Here is a 15,360-nt window from a genome sequence, read left to right on the forward strand (position 1 = left end):
CCACACTTATCTGTATATGGATTTAGTGCGGGCTCACAGTAGAGCCGCACGTCCCGGTTTGCCTTTTTTAACGCGAGAACGCGTTTCCATCGGGAGCCGGAATTCACTTTAGGAGGGTGCACTATGGCCCGAAATACCTTGCCGTCCATTACCGCCGGCGAAGCCGGTCTCAATCGTTACCTCGACGAAATCCGCAAATTCCCGATGCTCGAGCCGCAGCAGGAATACATGCTCGCCAAGCGTTATGCCGAGCATGGCGATCGCGACGCCGCCCACAAGCTGGTCACCAGCCATCTTCGCCTCGTCGCGAAGATCGCGATGGGTTATCGCGGCTACGGCCTGCCGATCGGCGAAGTCGTCTCCGAGGGCAATGTCGGCCTGATGCAGGCCGTCAAGAAGTTCGATGCCGAGCGCGGCTTCCGCCTCGCCACCTACGCCATGTGGTGGATCAAGGCCTCGATCCAGGAATATATCCTGCGCTCGTGGTCGCTGGTAAAGATGGGCACGACCGCCAACCAGAAGCGCCTGTTTTTCAACCTGCGTCGGCTGAAAGGCCGCATCCAGGCGATCGACGACGGCGACCTGAAGCCGGAGCACGTCTCGGAAATCGCCACCAAGCTGAACGTCTCGGAGGAGGAGGTCATTTCGATGAACCGCCGCCTTTCCGGCGACGCTTCGCTGAACGCGCCGATCAAGGCAGCCGAAGGTGATAGCGGCCAATGGCAGGATTGGCTGGTGGACGACCATGACAGCCAGGAAGACGTGCTGATCGAACAGGATGAGCTCGACACCCGCCGGCGCATGCTGGCGAAAGCGATGAGCGTGCTGAACGAGCGCGAACGCCGCATCTTCGAGGCTCGCCGCCTCGCTGAGGATCCCGTGACCCTGGAGGACCTTTCGACCGAATTCGACATCAGCCGCGAACGCGTCCGCCAGATCGAGGTCCGCGCCTTCGAAAAGGTGCAGGATGCGGTCCGCAAGGAAGCGCTGGAACGCGCCAAGGCCGTCCGCGTCGTCGAAGCCACGGCATAAACCTGCCGCGTGATAGAATTGAAAAAGGCGGGTCCTTGCGGCCCGCCTTTTCTGTTTCATTCGCTTTTCGCAGCCTCGTCAGCCGCCAAAGTCCGATAAAGTTGGCATTGCGGAAAAAACCATCACTGGCTCGTCGACACATCCCCGAGGGCGGTCCATTCCTTGATCGCGGTGTTGAAGGCGTTCGTTCCGGTGTCGCCCTTTTCCATCGTCAGCAGCGCGCGGCGGCCGTTGCGATAGGTGATCGGCATATCGATCCAACTACGGGTCGCCATGAGGTCGAGATTGGCCTTGCGCGCATCGGGATAGTCGTTGAGCGCGATCATGTGGAAATCGTCGGTGATTTTGGCCGGAACCGCAATCAGCGCGTCACCACGGTCCTGCTCTGTGCGCTTCATCGAGATGCGCTGGACGCTGTCGATGCTGCCGCCTTCGAAATTCGGCGGCACCGAGAAGACCACCTCGACGAGATGGCTTGCCGGCAGCGACGGATCGGAATTGCGCTTGAAGGTGATGAGAGCCGAGAGATTGCGCTCGGGCACGCTGACATTGCCCTGCACCGTCACCTCCTGCCGTCCGCCCTGACCGGCCTCGTGCTGCACACTCCAGACGACCGATCCCTCGATTGCCGTCGGCGAGCTCTGGCCGATGCGCTCCTCATAGAGGAACATCTTTTGCGACGAACCAACGGGCGCGGTCTGCTGCGGCGATGCCGCCGGACCGTTCGGCGTCAGCGTTTCGGCGGGTGCCGCATCGCCCTGTGCGCTGGCAGCCGGCGTATCGGCTGCCGCGACGTTCTGCTCGGCGACCGATTTTCCTTCTGCCGTCGGCGTTCCCGGCACCGTGGCCGGTCCGCTGTCGACCTCTGTCCCATCGGTCAGCAGCCGCTGAGTGAATTTCGAATTGGCCGCGGCGCCGTCATTGTTCATTGACGCCACCTGCGGGTTCGGGTTCGGCTGCGCCGGTGCCACTGGCGTATTCTGCGCTCCTGGCGTGGTCGGCTGAGCAGGCGTCGCTGGCTCAGGCTGGGCAGGCGTCGCGGAGCCAGCCGGCGGTGTTGCCGCCTCGTTCCGGGTCGCCTGCGACGGTGCCGAACTGACAAGCCCGTCGACCATCGCCACCAGCGCCTCTCTGTTCATCCAGCCGGCATAGGCGCCGCCACCGATCAGGATGAGGGCGAAGAGGAGCGTGATCACGGTGCCGAGGCCGAAGCGACGGCGCTTCGGCTCCATCCGGAAATTCTTGCCCTGCAGCTTGGACGCAACAATCTGATCGATATCCATCGCCGGATTGGAGTCATCGTCGTCAGCGGCGACCGAACCGCGACGGTCGTAGCCGCGCAGCGCCTTCGCCTCGCGCCAGTCTTCGCTCGGCGCAGCGTTGGCAGGCGCCGGCTTGCCGTTGTGCACTTCTGCGAAGATATCGACATCGTCGAAATGCGAGGCGACCGGCGTCTTCTTATTGCTGCCGGCCTCGATCGGCGGCAGATCGTCGAAAGCGGCCGTCTCCCAGGAGAAACTTTCCTTGGCAGCCGGCATGACGGCGGCGGGGGCCGCATTTTCGAGGCTCGATATCACCTCCTCGAAGGCGCGCGCCGAAGCATCCGCGGTGATCGGCGCCGTCTGCGAATATTGCCTGAGTTCCTCTTCCGCCCATTCGGTCTCCGCATCTTTGGGCGCCGGAGCCGGCGTCTCGGCGGCGGGCTCGGCCCAGACGGGATCGAAATGCGCCGCGGCGTCGGCCTGCAGCGGCTCCTCGCGGCTGTGCTCGACGAACTCCTGCGGGCGATCGAAATCGGCGACCGGCTCAACCAGCCGGTTCGACGCGTGATCTATGCCACGCGTGACCGGCTGAAGCGGCTCGGCGGGCTCGTAAGCCTCCTCGACTTCCGGCTCGTCAGCCTCCACCGCCACCGGTTCCGCCGCAACCTCTTCGGCTTCCGCAGGATGCTGCTCGTCCGCATGATAGTCGCCGGCCTGTTCGTCGTGATCCCCAACGGGCGGCTCCCAGCCGTCATGTTCGGCCGGCACATCCTCGGCAGCGACGTCGCGCGCCTCGCTGGCATGCCATTCCTCGGCCGGCGCTTCCTCCTCATGCGAGGGATGCCAGTATGTCTCGGCGGAAGCAGGAGCTTCCGCGGGAACAGGAGTTTCCGCGGGAACGGATGCTTCCGCGGAAAGGGGTTCCTCGGCAGCGACCTCTTCCTCAGCTTCCTCGGGCGAGGCAGCAGCTTCCACGTGACCGGGCTCGTCGGCGGCCTCGGCCGCTTGCGGCTCGGCATAGGTTTCGTCAACCGGCTCCTCGACATCAGTCTCCGGCACAGGCGCCGGTTCGCTTTCGTCGTGAAGCGCTTGTTCTTCTGCGGAGTCCAGCGCGGTGGCGGCGGCAACAGGCTCGTCGAGCGACAGCGCTTCGGAGTGTTCACCTTCCACTTCGCGGATGGCGGCCTCGAGCTTTTCGAGCTGGCGTTGCAGCATGGCTTCCGGCGGACGCGGCTTCATGTTCTCGAGCTGCCGCTGCACTGCGCCGCGGGCACGTTCGTAGACCTTCACCCGCATTTCGGGGGTATTTTCAGCCAAGCCGTCGACGGCCCGCCGAATAACTGCAATAAAATCCGCCATCAGTACTTTCTCAAGAAGTCCGGTACCCTACCGAACCATCCTCCACAGTGACCCGTGAGCTTAATCCTCAAACGGATCGGTCACAAGTATCGTGTCATCCCGCTCCGGGCTGGTGGAAAGGAGCGCGACAGGCGCCCCGATCAGCTCTTCGACCTGGCGAACATACTTGATCGCCTGTGCCGGCAGGTCCGCCCAACTGCGGGCGCCGACGGTCGATTCCTTCCACCCTTCCAGCGTGATGTAGATCGGTTCGACCCTAGCTTGCGCTCCCTGGCTTGCGGGAAGATGATCAATCTGTTCGCCGTCGAGCATATAGCCGACGCAGATCTTCAATTCCTCGAGGCCATCGAGCACGTCGAGCTTGGTGAGCGCGATGCCGGTGATGCCGTTGGTGGCGATCGATTGGCGCACCAGCGCGGCGTCGAACCAGCCGCAGCGCCGCTTGCGTCCGGTCACCACGCCGAACTCATGACCTTTTTCGCCCAGGAACTCGCCGATCGCGTCCTTCAGCTCGGTCGGGAACGGGCCTTCGCCGACGCGTGTCGTATAGGCCTTGGTGATGCCGAGGATATAGCCGAGCGAGCCGGGACCCATGCCGGAACCGGCCGCGGCCTGACCGGCCACGGTGTTCGACGACGTCACGAAGGGATAGGTGCCGTGGTCGATATCGAGCAGGCTGCCCTGTGCACCTTCGAAGAGGATGCGGGAGCCCTTGCGGCGCTCCTTGTCGAGGAAGAGCCAGACGGTGTCACGGAACGGCAGCACCCGATCGGCGATCGAAGTCAGCTCTTCCATGATCGCTTCATGGCTGACTTCGGCGACGCCGAGGCCGCGGCGAAGCGCATTGTGGTGCGTCAGAATACGGTCGACCTTGCCGGAAAGGCTTTCGAGATCTGCAAGATCCATGACGCGGATGGCGCGGCGGCCGACCTTGTCTTCATAGGCCGGACCGATGCCGCGGCGTGTCGTGCCGATCTTGGTGCCGCTGTTCGACGCAGCATCCTCGCGCATCGCGTCGAGCTCGCGGTGCAGGGAAAGAATGAGTGTCGCATTGTCTGCGATGCGCAGGTTGTCAGGCGTAACCGTCACGCCCTGCGCCTCCAGCCGGCCGATCTCGGCGATCAGCGCATGCGGATCGACGACGACGCCGTTGCCGATTACCGCCATCTTGCCCGGGCGCACGACGCCGGACGGCAAGAGCGAAAGCTTATAGCTCGTGCCGTCGATGACGAGCGTATGGCCGGCATTGTGTCCGCCCTGATAGCGCACAACGATATCCGCACGCTCCGAAAGCCAGTCGACAATCTTGCCCTTGCCTTCGTCACCCCATTGCGAACCGACCACGACTACGTTCGTCATCCAACTCTTCCTGTTACCGGCGCTGAACCGCGCACCTGCTCAAACCCGCGCATCTATAAAGCTTTGTTTTTTGGAAAGCGACCCTGTTGTCACAGTAGATTGGGCTTTTTACGTGACAAATCAGCAGCCGGCAGGCTATTGCCCGTCACAAAACGCCGGACGACGACCGCAGAAAGACGGGAAGAACGCTCTTGCAAGCCACGGCCTATATCTGCCTCGTTATCGCCACCCTCTGCTGGGGCGGCAATTCCGTCGCCGGCAAACTCGCGCTCGGACATGTCAGCCCGATGATGCTGACCTTCCTGCGCTGGTTCCTCGCCGTGGCGGTGATCGTCGCCATTTCGGTGCCGCAACTGCGCAAGGACTGGCCGGTGGTCAGGAAGAACCTACCGCTGCTGCTGTTCTACGGCGTCATCGGCTACACGCTTTTCAACGCGATGCTTTATTCGGCCGTGCAATATACGACGGCGATCAACGTCGCCATCGAGCAGGCCGGCATCCCGATGCTGATCTTCCTGCTGAATTTCATGTTCTTCCGCACCGGCATCTCGCTGGCGCAATGTCTCGGCTTCGGCATGACGCTGATCGGCGTTGCTCTGACCGCCGCCCATGGCGACCTCACAACGCTGCTGCAATTGAGCCTTAACCGCGGCGACGGACTGATGCTGATCGCCATTGCCGCCTATTCGGTCTACACGATCTTCCTGCGCTGGAAGCCGCCACTCGACTGGCGAACGCTGATGGCGGTCCCGGCGCTTGGCGCCATGCTGACCTCGCTGCCGCTGCTCATCTGGGAGGCCGAACGCGGCGCCGCACAGTGGCCGGACCAGGCCGGTTGGGTCATCACGCTCTATACGGCGATCTTCCCCTCGCTGGTGGCGCAGATCCTCTATATCAAGGGTGTCGTAGCCATCGGCGCCAACCGGGCCGGGCTGTTCATCAATCTCGTGCCGGTATTCGGGACGCTGCTCTCCGTAGCTCTGATCGGCGAGACGCTGCAGTCCTTCCATGTCATCGCGCTGGTACTGACTTTGGGCGGCATCGCAATCGCCGAAAAGGGCCGGCCGAAAGCCTCGGCTCCGACCGTAACCGCCTCACCTCTGGATTAGGCCCTAACCAAGCTCCAGCGTCGTCACACCGAAGACGTGTTTCAGCGGGATGGCCGGCGCCGGCCCGCGATACATGCGCGTCGTCTCGAACACCGGTTGAAGGCCGAGGCCTTCGGCAAGCGCGACCGCCTCGTGGTTCTCCGCCGGAATGTCGATGAAGATCGCAGCCCCCTTCGCCTCGGGGATCAATTCGGCAAGCAGCGCCGCGGCGCTGTCGGCATCGTTGGCAAAGAGCGGGCCGATCTTGTAGCCCTCGTAGCAGCGGCGGATCGTGCCGTAACCGCGGATCTTGCCGCTCTTACGCACCACCGCCGAGCGACGGCCCTTGCGGCCGGTGCACCAGGCGGCAAGAAAGGCATCGCGCGGCTGCGGAAAGATCGCCGAATCATACCGCTGCAGGCCTTCGAGACGCGAATCGAGCACCGGCTGCGCGACCAGCGTCGAAACCGGCAAGGAGGTGGCGACACCGCCGTAGCGAATGGTGGAAGAGGCAGGCTCGAAGCCCGCCTTGCGGTAATTGTCCTGTTGTGCGGCAACGCCGTCGAGACCGATCGTCCGGTCTCCCGCGCTGGCGATGCCGGCCTCCCAGATCGCCTTGCCGTAACCCTTGCCGCGGAAATCGGGATGGACGATGTAGAGGCCCAGGAAGGCAAAACTCTCGCCATACTTGACGACCGAGATCGATCCGACGGGGACTTCACCGATGGAGCCGACGAAAAATCCCGACGGATCGGCCTCGAGAAATGCAAGCGAATCATCGAGGCCCGGGTTCCAGCCCTCCTGACGCGCCCATTCGAGTACGAGTTCCAGTTCGCCGGGCCGCATCGAACGAACGGCAAATTCCGAATTCATGCGACCTTCCCAGATTGAATGTCCCGCAAGTCCATCCCGGCAACGGCAAAGCAATTGTCAGGCCCCAGGCGCCCCGATTGCATCTGTCAATGATGGAGAACCGCGCTCATGGTGTTGACGACGCGTATAATCATTTTTCGATGCAATGCAGAAAGCTTCGTTTCCGCCTTACCATGAAACAATGCGGTTGCAAGCTCAAGCAAATTACTTGTGTCCCATTTTTCTTCCTGCCGCGGCAAATAAAACGCCGCGCCGACAGGATATCGCCTGCCTGATCCGAAAGGCGAGGAGAGCATTCCGGCCGAAATCATTTTCGCCAGCCGGCAAAAAGGATCACCGGCCGTTCAACCGCCCGTCGCGGTCTTCTGCTTTTCGATGCCGCTCGCCGTCGATGCGAAAAGACGGTCTGTCTCTGCGGCTGGGGCGGGATAACCGAAGGCATAACCCTGCAGGCCGTCGCAGCCGAGCTGCGCCAGCACGACGGCATGCGCTTCGGTCTCGATGCCCTCGGCGATCACCTCGACATCGAGCGCCTTGGCGATTTCCACGATCGACCCCACCACCCGCCGCTGCTCGGCGGAGCTGACGACCTCGGTGACGAGCTGCCGGTCGATCTTCAGCCGCTTCGGCCGCAGCTTGACGAGACCGATGAGCGAGGCATGGCCCGATCCGAAATCATCGATCTCGATGTCGATGCCCATCTGTTTGATATCGCCGATATGCTCGAGCAGTTTTTCGTCGCTGTCGTCGAGGAAAATCGTTTCGACCAGTTCGAAAACGATCACACCGGGCGGGATGTCGAGTTTCCTCAGCTTATTGAGCAATGCCGGATCGGCAAGGCGCGACGCCGAGATATTGACGGCGATGCGCGGAACCGCAAAGCCGCGCAACAGCCAGAACAGCCGGTCTTGGAGAACGTTTTTGAGGATCGCCGCGTCGATCTCCGCCGCAAGTCCGTGCTCATCGGCAATCTTCAGGAATATCCCCGGGGCGAGCACACCCTTTTCCGGATGTTTCCAGCGCGCCAGCGCCTCGAAGCCGATGACCTCCCGTGTCCTGGCGTCGAGCTGCACCTGATAATAGGGAACGATCTCGCCGCGCTCCAGCCCGAGCTTCAGCTCTTCGGCTAGCCGGCGCTTGGCGCGCAGATCCTCCTGCAGTTGCCGCGTGAAGAATTCGACGCGATTGCGCCCGAGCTTCTTGGCCTGGTAGAGCGCCAGGTCGGATTCGGCCAGCAGGTTGCGCGCTCGCCGATCGCCGCTCCAGGAAACGCCGATCGAGGCGCCGGATTGCAGCATCTCCTGACCGAAGCGGATCTTCTTGCGCAATCGGCGCTGGAGGTCCTCGGTGATCAGCTTCAGTTCCGTGAGATCGGTGAAATTCACCAGCACGATGACGAATTCATCGCCGCCGACGCGGGCGACCATGCCATTCGCGGGAATGGCAGCGGTAATGCGAAGGGCTGCCGTCCTGAGCACGGCGTCGCCGGCCGCATGACCGTGGCTGTCGTTGATCTGCTTGAATTGGTCGAGGTCGAGATGCAGGACCGCGAGCGTCGTGATGCTCTTGTCGGCCGGCAGCTCCGCGAGCCGCTTGTCGAGAAGGCGCCGGTTCGACAAGCCGGTGAGATAATCGTGATCGGCGACATGCTCGATGCGCGCATTGCTTTCCTCGAGCGCCAGCGCTCTCGCCTCGGCCACCAGCTTCTGCCGCGCCAGCTCCGCGTTGAGCTGTACGTCGGCAGTCACATCCCATTCGGCGCCGATGAAGGAAGGCGACCCCTCCGCATCCACGTAGAAATGCGCGCGCGAGCGCAGATGGCGGATTTCGCCGCTCGGCAGCACGATCCGGAATTGCGAATTATAGGCGCCCCGTGTCGCAATCGCGTGGTCGAAGTCGCGTTCGGCCTGCTCGCGATCGTCGGGATGGATGGCATTCGACCAGAGCCATGCCGGCACCTCCCGGAACGACTCGCCGGTCTCGTAGAGCCGGTGCATCTGCGCGTCCCATAAGATCCCGTTCTTCGCGATACTGTGCTCCCAGACACCGATCCGCGATGCATCGAGAGCGAGTTCGAGCCGGCGCAGAAGATCCTGAAACTCTTGTTCGGATCGTGTGGGTTTATTTTCTGGCAACGCGGTCTAGCCTTAGAAGCTTGCATAACTGCAATATGGTCTCAGGCCGGCATTAATGAAGCCTTGTCTTGATGATCGAACTCGTGACTAGGTGAACTGTTCGTTACGACTTTCCCCTTTTGGATCAAGGAACTTGCAGTCTACCGTATCTCGAGATCAATGGTTGTGCCGCGGCGGGTTTTTCGCGATCCGGCGGAATTCCGTCGCCCCCTCCAGCACCGCGCCGTCCGACAATTGCGTGACCGTTCGACGGTAGATCTGCTGCCACGGCGTCGCATCCGCCGGTACCGGCGGAATACCCTCACCCTTGCGCCGTTCGATCTCGGCGTCATCGACCAGCATGTCGCAGCGCCCCTCGTTGAAGTCGATGCGGATGATGTCGCCGCTACGAAGCCAGGCGAGGCCGCCGCCGGCCGCACTTTCCGGCGAGGCGTTGAGGATCGAGGGACTGTCCGCCGTGCCCGATTGGCGACCGTCGCCGATCGTCGGCAGGCTGCGGATACCACGCTTTAGGAGGTGATCCGGTGGCTGCATGTTGACGACCTCAGCCGAACCCGGCCAGCCGATCGGCCCGGCGCCGCGGATGACGAGGATGGTATTCTCGTCGATGCCGAGTTCGGGTTCATTGATGCGCTTGTGATAGTCCTCGGAACCGTCGAAGACCACCGCCCTGCCCTCAAAGACGCCTTCGTGCCCGGGTTCTTGAAGATAGCGCCGGCGGAAATCCTCTGAGACGACGCTCATCTTCATGATGGCGAAATCGAAGAGATTGCCCTTGAGAACGAGGAAGCCCGCCCGCTCCTTCAGCGGCTCGGCGAATGGCTTGATGACTTCGCGGTCGCGCGCTTGCCTGCCCTCCAGGTTCTCGGCCATCGTCCTGCCGGTCACCGTGCGACAGTTACCATCGAGTTTCCCCACTTGCAGCAGTTCCCACATGATCGCCGGCGTGCCGCCGGCGCGATGATAGCGCTCGCCAAGATAGACGCCGGCCGGCTGGACATTGGCCAGCAGCGGGATATCGAAGCCGTGCACCTGCCAGTCGTCCGGATGGAGTTCGACGCCGGCGTGCTTGGCCATCGCAGCCAGATGCGGCTGCGCGTTGGTCGAGCCGCCGATCGCCGAATTGGTGCGGATCGCATTGAGGAAAGCCTCGCGCGTCAGGATGTCCGATGGCTTCAGATCCTCGAACACGATCTCGACGGCGCGCCGCCCGGTGCGGTAGGCCATCTGGCCGCGCTCACGGTAGGCGGCCGGAATGGCGCCGCAGCCTGTCAGCGAAAGACCGAGCGCCTCGGCCAATGCATTCATCGTCGAAGCGGTGCCCATCGTATTGCAATGGCCGACGGAGGGAGCCGAATCGAGTGCGGCTTGCAGGAATTCTTCCCGGTCGATCTCGCCTGCCGCATATTTTCGCCGCATCCGCCAGATCACCGTGCCGGAGCCGGCCAGTTCCCCTTCATGCCAACCGTCGAGCATCGGGCCGCCGGAGAGCACGATCGCCGGAATATCGACCGTCGAAGCCGCCATGATCGCCGAAGGTGTGGTCTTGTCGCAGCCGGTGGTCAGCACAACGCCGTCGAGCGGATAGCCGTAGAGGATCTCGACGAGACCGAGATAGGCGAGGTTGCGGTCGAGTGCGGCCGTCGGGCGCTTGCAATTCTCGAAGATCGGATGCGTCGGAAACTCGATTGGAATGCCACCGGCATCGCGGATGCCGTCGCGCACGCGTTTGGCAAGTTCGACATGCACCCTGTTGCAAGGCGTGAGATCGCTGCCACTCTGGGCAATCCCGATGATCGGCTTGCCAGAGCGCAGCTCTTCCGGCGTGATGCCGTAATTCATGAAACGCTCGAGATAGAGCGCCGCCATGTCGATATGATCGGGATTGTCGAACCAATCCTGCGAGCGCAGGCGTCGCTGCGGCGAATGGCTGTCCGTCACTGCTTTCCTCCCGGCCAGCCATTCTTCTCTTCGAGATGGAGAAGCAGGCCGCTGTGATCCTTTTCGCCATTGCCGTTGGCGACGAATTCGCTGAATTCGGCATGCACCGCCGCCGTCAGCGGCAGCGTCAGCGACAGGGTCTTGGCCGTCTCCATGGCGGCGTTCAGGTCCTTCAGCTGGTTGCTGGACGAACCGCCTGGAGTAAACTGCCGCTCGACCATGCGCTTGCCATGGAGTTCCAGGATTCGGCTCTCGGCAAAGCCGCCGCGAATGGCGTCTCGGAAGGCCGCCGGCGAGCCGCCGCCCGCCTCGATCAGCAACATCGCTTCGGCGACGGCGCCGATCGTCACGGCAACGATCTGCTGGTTGGCGAGCTTGGCGAGCTGGCCCGCCCCGCTCGGACCGACGCGGGTTACCCGCCCCATCGGCGCAAAGACATCCGCAAGCCCATCGATCACATCCTTGTCGCCGCCCGCCATGATCGCGAGCGTACCGGCTTCCGCCCCGACGACACCGCCGGATACCGGCGCATCGACATGCTGGATGCCGCGTTCGGCAAGCCTCGCGGAATGATCGCGGGCGAAATGCGGGGCAATCGAACTCATGTCGATGACAGCGGTGCCCGGCGCCATCGCATCGGCCGCGCCCCGGTCGAACAACACGTCCTCCACCGCCCCGGCGTTGGTCAGCATGGTGATGACGACGCCGGCGCCGGAAACGGCTTCCGCCGGTGTTTTCACGCAAACCGCGCCGTCTTCCGCAAGCGCCTCGGCCTTGCTGGAATCGCGATTCCAGACGATGACGGCAAAGCCTCCGGCAAGCAGCCGGCGAGCCATGGGCGCCCCCATCAGGCCGGTGCCGAGAAAGGCGATCCGCCTGCCGTCATGACCTTTTCTCGAACTCGTCATTCAGTCCTCCCAAACCGTTGTCCACCTTTGATAGTCCCCTCGTTCCGCGATGCAAACCGTTTTGACGGACGTAGCGCATTTTTATCGAACGCCCCAAACGATACGGGCGAGAACCGAAGTTCCCGCCCGATTTACTCGACAAAGGAAGGTTGAATTCCGTTTATTCCGCCGCGAGCCGGATAACCTCCGCCTCTTCTTCCTTGTGTTCGTCCGGCTTGTGCTGGACGAGCGGACGGTTGCCCGTCAGCCGCCGCAGCAGCACGTAGAAAACCGGCGTCATGAAGATGCCGAAGAAGGTCACGCCGATCATACCCGAGAAGACCGCGACACCCATGGCGGCGCGCATTTCCGAGCCGGCGCCTGTGGAGACGACGAGCGGCACGACGCCCATGATGAAGGCGAGCGAGGTCATCAGGATCGGGCGAAGGCGAAGGCGGCTGGCCTCGATCGCGGCCTCCCGCGGTGTCCTTCCCTCGAACTCCAGTTCGCGGGCGAATTCCACGATGAGGATCGCGTTCTTCGCCGATAGGCCGACAAGGACGACAAGACCGATCTGAGTGAAGATGTTGTTGTCTCCACCCGTGAGCCAGACGCCCGTCAGTGCGGCCAGAACGCCCATCGGCACGATCATGATGATCGCAAGCGGCAGCGTCAGGCTTTCATACTGGGCGGCCAGCACGAGGAAAACGAGCAGCAGAGCCAGGGGGAAGACGACAATGCTCGAATTGCCGGCAAGGATCTGCTGATAGGTCAGATCCGTCCATTCGAAGTCGATGCCCGCCGGCAGGGTCTCGTGAAGGATCTTCTCGATTGCCGCCTGCGCCTGGCCGGACGAGAAGCCCGGTGCCGGACCGCCGTTGATATCGGCAGCGAGGAAGCCGTTGTAGCGGTTCGCACGCTCCGGACCAGTGCTTGGCTCCACCTTCAGCAGCGCCGAAAGCGGGATCATCTCGCCCGATGCCGAACGGACCTTCAACTGGCCGATGTCTTCCGGCTGGGCGCGGAATTTCGCATCGGCCTGCACACGGACGCTGTAAGTGCGGCCGAAGGCGTTGAAATCGTTCACATAAAGCGAACCGAGATAAATCTGCAGCGTCTGGAAGACGTCGGTGACGGAAACCCCGAGCTGCTCGGCCTTGGCGCGGTCGAGATCGGCATAGAGCTGCGGCACGTTGATCTGGAAGCTGGAGAACAGCCCCGCAAGCTCAGGCGTCTGGTAGGCCTTTGCAAGCACTGCCTTCGTGGCCTCGTCGAGCGCCTGGTTGCCGAGGCCGGCACGATCCTCGATCTGCAGCTTGAAGCCGCCTGTCGTGCCGAGACCATTGACCGGCGGCGGCGGGAACATGGCGATGAAGGCATCCTGGATGGCGCCGAATTTCTGGTTCAGCGCCATAGCGATTGCGCCGCCCGAGAGATCCGGCGTCTTGCGCTCTTCGAAGTCCTTCAGCGTCACGAAGACGATGCCGGCATTCGAGGAGTTGGTGAAGCCGTTGATCGACAGCCCCGGGAAGGCGATCGCATTGGCAACGCCCGGCTGCGCCAGCGCGATATCGGTCATGCGCTTGATGACGTCTTCCGTGCGGTCGAGGCTTGCAGCATCCGGCAACTGGGCGAAGCCGATCAGATACTGCTTGTCCTGAGACGGCACGAAGCCGCCGGGGACCGTGCTGAACATGCTGTAGGTCGCACCAACCAGCGCCAGATAGATCACCATGACGATGCTTTTGCGCGACAAGAGCCCACCCACGCCCTTGCCGTAGGCATTCGAACCCGCGCCGAAGACACGGTTGAAGCCGCGGAAGAACCAGCCGAAGATGGCGTCCATGAATCGCGTCAGCCAGTCCTTCGGCTGATCATGGCCCTTCAGGAGAAGAGCAGCCAGCGCCGGAGAGAGCGTCAGCGAGTTGAAGGCCGAGATGACGGTCGAGATTGCGATCGTCAGCGCGAACTGGCGATAGAACTGTCCCGACAGGCCGGAGATGAAGGCGAGCGGGACGAAGACGGCGACGAGGACCAGCGCGATCGCAACGATCGGACCGGAGACTTCCTTCATCGCCTTGTAGGTCGCAGCCCGTGGCGACAGGCCATGTTCGATATTGCGCTCGACGTTTTCCACCACCACGATCGCGTCGTCGACAACGATACCGATCGCAAGCACCAGCCCGAACAGACTGAGCGCGTTGATCGAGAAGCCGAAGACATACATGACCGCGAAGGTACCGATGATCGATACCGGAACCGCGATCAGCGGAATGATCGAGGCGCGCCACGTCTGCAGGAACAGGATGACGACGAGGACGACGAGCGCAATGGCTTCGAGCAGCGTGTCGATGACCTTCTCGATCGAGGCGCGTACGAACTTCGTCGTATCGTAGACAATCTCGTATTTGACGCCCTGGGGCATGGCGAGCTGCAGCTGGTCCATGGTGGCGCGCACATTGTCCGCGATCTCGATCGCGTTCGAACCAGGCGCCTGAAGGACGGCAACGGCAACGGCCGGCTTGCCGTCAAGCAGCGAACGCAACGTATAGTCCGCAGCACCGAGCTCGATGCGGGCGACATCGCGAAGGCGGGTGATCTCGCCATTGGCGCCCGTCTTGACGATGATGCTGCCGAACTCCTCGGGCGTGCGCAGACGGCCCTGGGCATTCACATTAAGCTGCAGGTCCACACCCGGCTGGCTCGGCGAAGCGCCGATGATGCCAGCGGCGGCCTGAACGTTCTGGGAGCTGATGGCGTTGCTGATGTCGCTGGCGGCGAGATCATGCTCGGCCGCCTTCTGCGGATCGATCCAGACACGCATGGAATAGTCGCCGGCGCCGAAGACCTGCACCTGACCGACGCCTGCGATGCGGGCGAGCCGATCCTTGATATTCAGCGTCGCGTAATTGCGAAGATAGGTAATGTCGTGATTGTCGCCGTCAGAGACGAGGTTGACGACCATGATGAAGTCGGGCGAGCTCTTGACCGTGGTGATGCCGAGGGCACGAACTTCCGACGGCAGCCGCGGTTCGGCTTGGCTGACGCGGTTCTGCACGAGCTGCTGCGCCTTGTCCGCGTCGGTGCCGAGCTTGAAGGTGACGGTCACGTTGAGCACACCGTCCGATGTCGCCTGGCTGGACATGTAGAGCATGCCCTCGACGCCGTTGATCTGCTCTTCGAGCGGCGTTGCCACTGTTTCCGCGATGACGGACGGATTGGCGCCGGGGTAGGTGGCGCGCACGACGATCGACGGCGGCACGACCTCCGGATATTCGGAAATCGGCAGCGCGCGCAGGCCGATCAGGCCGGCAACCAGGATGAGGACCGAAAGAACGCCGGCAAAGACCGGGCGGTCGACAAAGAATCTGGAGATGTTCATATCAAAGCCCTCTCCGGGGTGAACATGGATGCAACGTCCCTC

Annotated in this window: 9 protein-coding genes and 1 pseudogene; 2 read left to right on the top strand and 8 right to left on the bottom strand. The window is 62.7% G+C overall.

Features of this window, described 5'->3' with window-relative positions:
* Positions 1 to 123 precede the first annotated feature (123 nt).
* The gene (gene rpoH, locus FHT79_RS09630) at positions 124 to 1,032 is read left to right on the top strand and encodes an RNA polymerase sigma factor RpoH (RefSeq protein ID WP_018243318.1); all 909 of its coding nucleotides are present in this window, start codon (positions 124 to 126) and stop codon (positions 1,030 to 1,032) included.
* A 122-nt stretch (positions 1,033 to 1,154) separates the two neighbouring features.
* Here rpoH and FHT79_RS09635 read toward each other — a convergent pair whose 3' ends face one another.
* Both FHT79_RS09635 and FHT79_RS09640 read right to left on the bottom strand, forming a co-directional pair.
* Positions 1,155 to 3,653 carry a hypothetical protein gene (locus tag FHT79_RS09635; protein WP_183903296.1) on the bottom strand — a complete coding sequence of 833 codons (2,499 nt, stop codon included), beginning with the start codon at positions 3,651 to 3,653 and terminating at the stop codon, positions 1,155 to 1,157.
* Between the two features lie 60 nt (positions 3,654 to 3,713).
* Entirely contained in the window at positions 3,714 to 5,012 is a 1,299-nt protein-coding gene (locus tag FHT79_RS09640; protein ID WP_047618643.1) for an adenylosuccinate synthase, read from the bottom strand.
* A gap of 191 nt (positions 5,013 to 5,203) precedes the next feature.
* Between FHT79_RS09640 and FHT79_RS09645 the strand changes: the two genes are divergently transcribed.
* Positions 5,204 to 6,121, top strand: a complete 918-nt coding sequence (locus FHT79_RS09645; protein ID WP_063474385.1) for a DMT family transporter — start codon at positions 5,204 to 5,206, stop codon at positions 6,119 to 6,121.
* 3 nt (positions 6,122 to 6,124) lie between these two features.
* Here FHT79_RS09645 and FHT79_RS09650 read toward each other — a convergent pair whose 3' ends face one another.
* The 6 genes and pseudogenes from FHT79_RS09650 to FHT79_RS09675 all read right to left on the bottom strand — a co-directional run bounded on the left by FHT79_RS09650 (position 6,125) and on the right by FHT79_RS09675 (position 15,318).
* Entirely contained in the window at positions 6,125 to 6,973 is an 849-nt protein-coding gene (locus tag FHT79_RS09650; RefSeq protein WP_063474384.1) for a GNAT family N-acetyltransferase, read from the bottom strand.
* A gap of 86 nt (positions 6,974 to 7,059) precedes the next feature.
* On the bottom strand, positions 7,060 to 7,284 hold the full coding sequence (locus tag FHT79_RS09655; protein WP_183903297.1) for a hypothetical protein: 225 nt from the start codon (positions 7,282 to 7,284) through the stop codon (positions 7,060 to 7,062).
* 33 nt (positions 7,285 to 7,317) lie between these two features.
* Positions 7,318 to 9,134 (bottom strand): annotated as a pseudogene (locus FHT79_RS09660) (EAL domain-containing protein).
* A gap of 130 nt (positions 9,135 to 9,264) precedes the next feature.
* Positions 9,265 to 11,049 carry an IlvD/Edd family dehydratase gene (locus tag FHT79_RS09665; protein ID WP_047618635.1) on the bottom strand — a complete coding sequence of 595 codons (1,785 nt, stop codon included), beginning with the start codon at positions 11,047 to 11,049 and terminating at the stop codon, positions 9,265 to 9,267.
* Positions 11,046 to 11,957, bottom strand: a complete 912-nt coding sequence (locus FHT79_RS09670) for an NAD(P)-dependent oxidoreductase (RefSeq protein ID WP_047618633.1) — start codon at positions 11,955 to 11,957, stop codon at positions 11,046 to 11,048. Before FHT79_RS09670 ends, FHT79_RS09665 begins: the two co-directional genes overlap by 4 nt.
* A 160-nt stretch (positions 11,958 to 12,117) precedes the next feature.
* A complete protein-coding gene (locus FHT79_RS09675) occupies positions 12,118 to 15,318 on the bottom strand; it encodes an efflux RND transporter permease subunit (RefSeq protein ID WP_063474381.1) in 3,201 nt (1,066 codons plus the stop codon).
* Positions 15,319 to 15,360: the final 42 nt, after the last annotated feature.

Origin of the sequence: Rhizobium sp. BK212 (assembly GCF_014197475.1) — a bacterium.
Classification (GTDB): domain Bacteria; phylum Pseudomonadota; class Alphaproteobacteria; order Rhizobiales; family Rhizobiaceae; genus Rhizobium; species Rhizobium anhuiense.

Excerpts from the sequence above, each read along its gene's own strand:
- rpoH (WP_018243318.1), top strand. The coding sequence starts at position 124 with ATGGCCCGAAATACCTTGCCGTCCATTACCGCCGGCGAAGCCGGTCTC.
- FHT79_RS09650 (WP_063474384.1), bottom strand. The coding sequence starts at position 6,973 with ATGAATTCGGAATTTGCCGTTCGTTCGATGCGGCCCGGCGAACTGGAA.
- FHT79_RS09640 (WP_047618643.1), bottom strand. The coding sequence starts at position 5,012 with ATGACGAACGTAGTCGTGGTCGGTTCGCAATGGGGTGACGAAGGCAAG.
- FHT79_RS09655 (WP_183903297.1), bottom strand. The coding sequence starts at position 7,284 with ATGATTTCGGCCGGAATGCTCTCCTCGCCTTTCGGATCAGGCAGGCGA.
- FHT79_RS09670 (WP_047618633.1), bottom strand. The coding sequence starts at position 11,957 with ATGACGAGTTCGAGAAAAGGTCATGACGGCAGGCGGATCGCCTTTCTC.
- FHT79_RS09635 (WP_183903296.1), bottom strand. The coding sequence starts at position 3,653 with ATGGCGGATTTTATTGCAGTTATTCGGCGGGCCGTCGACGGCTTGGCT.
- FHT79_RS09675 (WP_063474381.1), bottom strand. The coding sequence starts at position 15,318 with ATGAACATCTCCAGATTCTTTGTCGACCGCCCGGTCTTTGCCGGCGTT.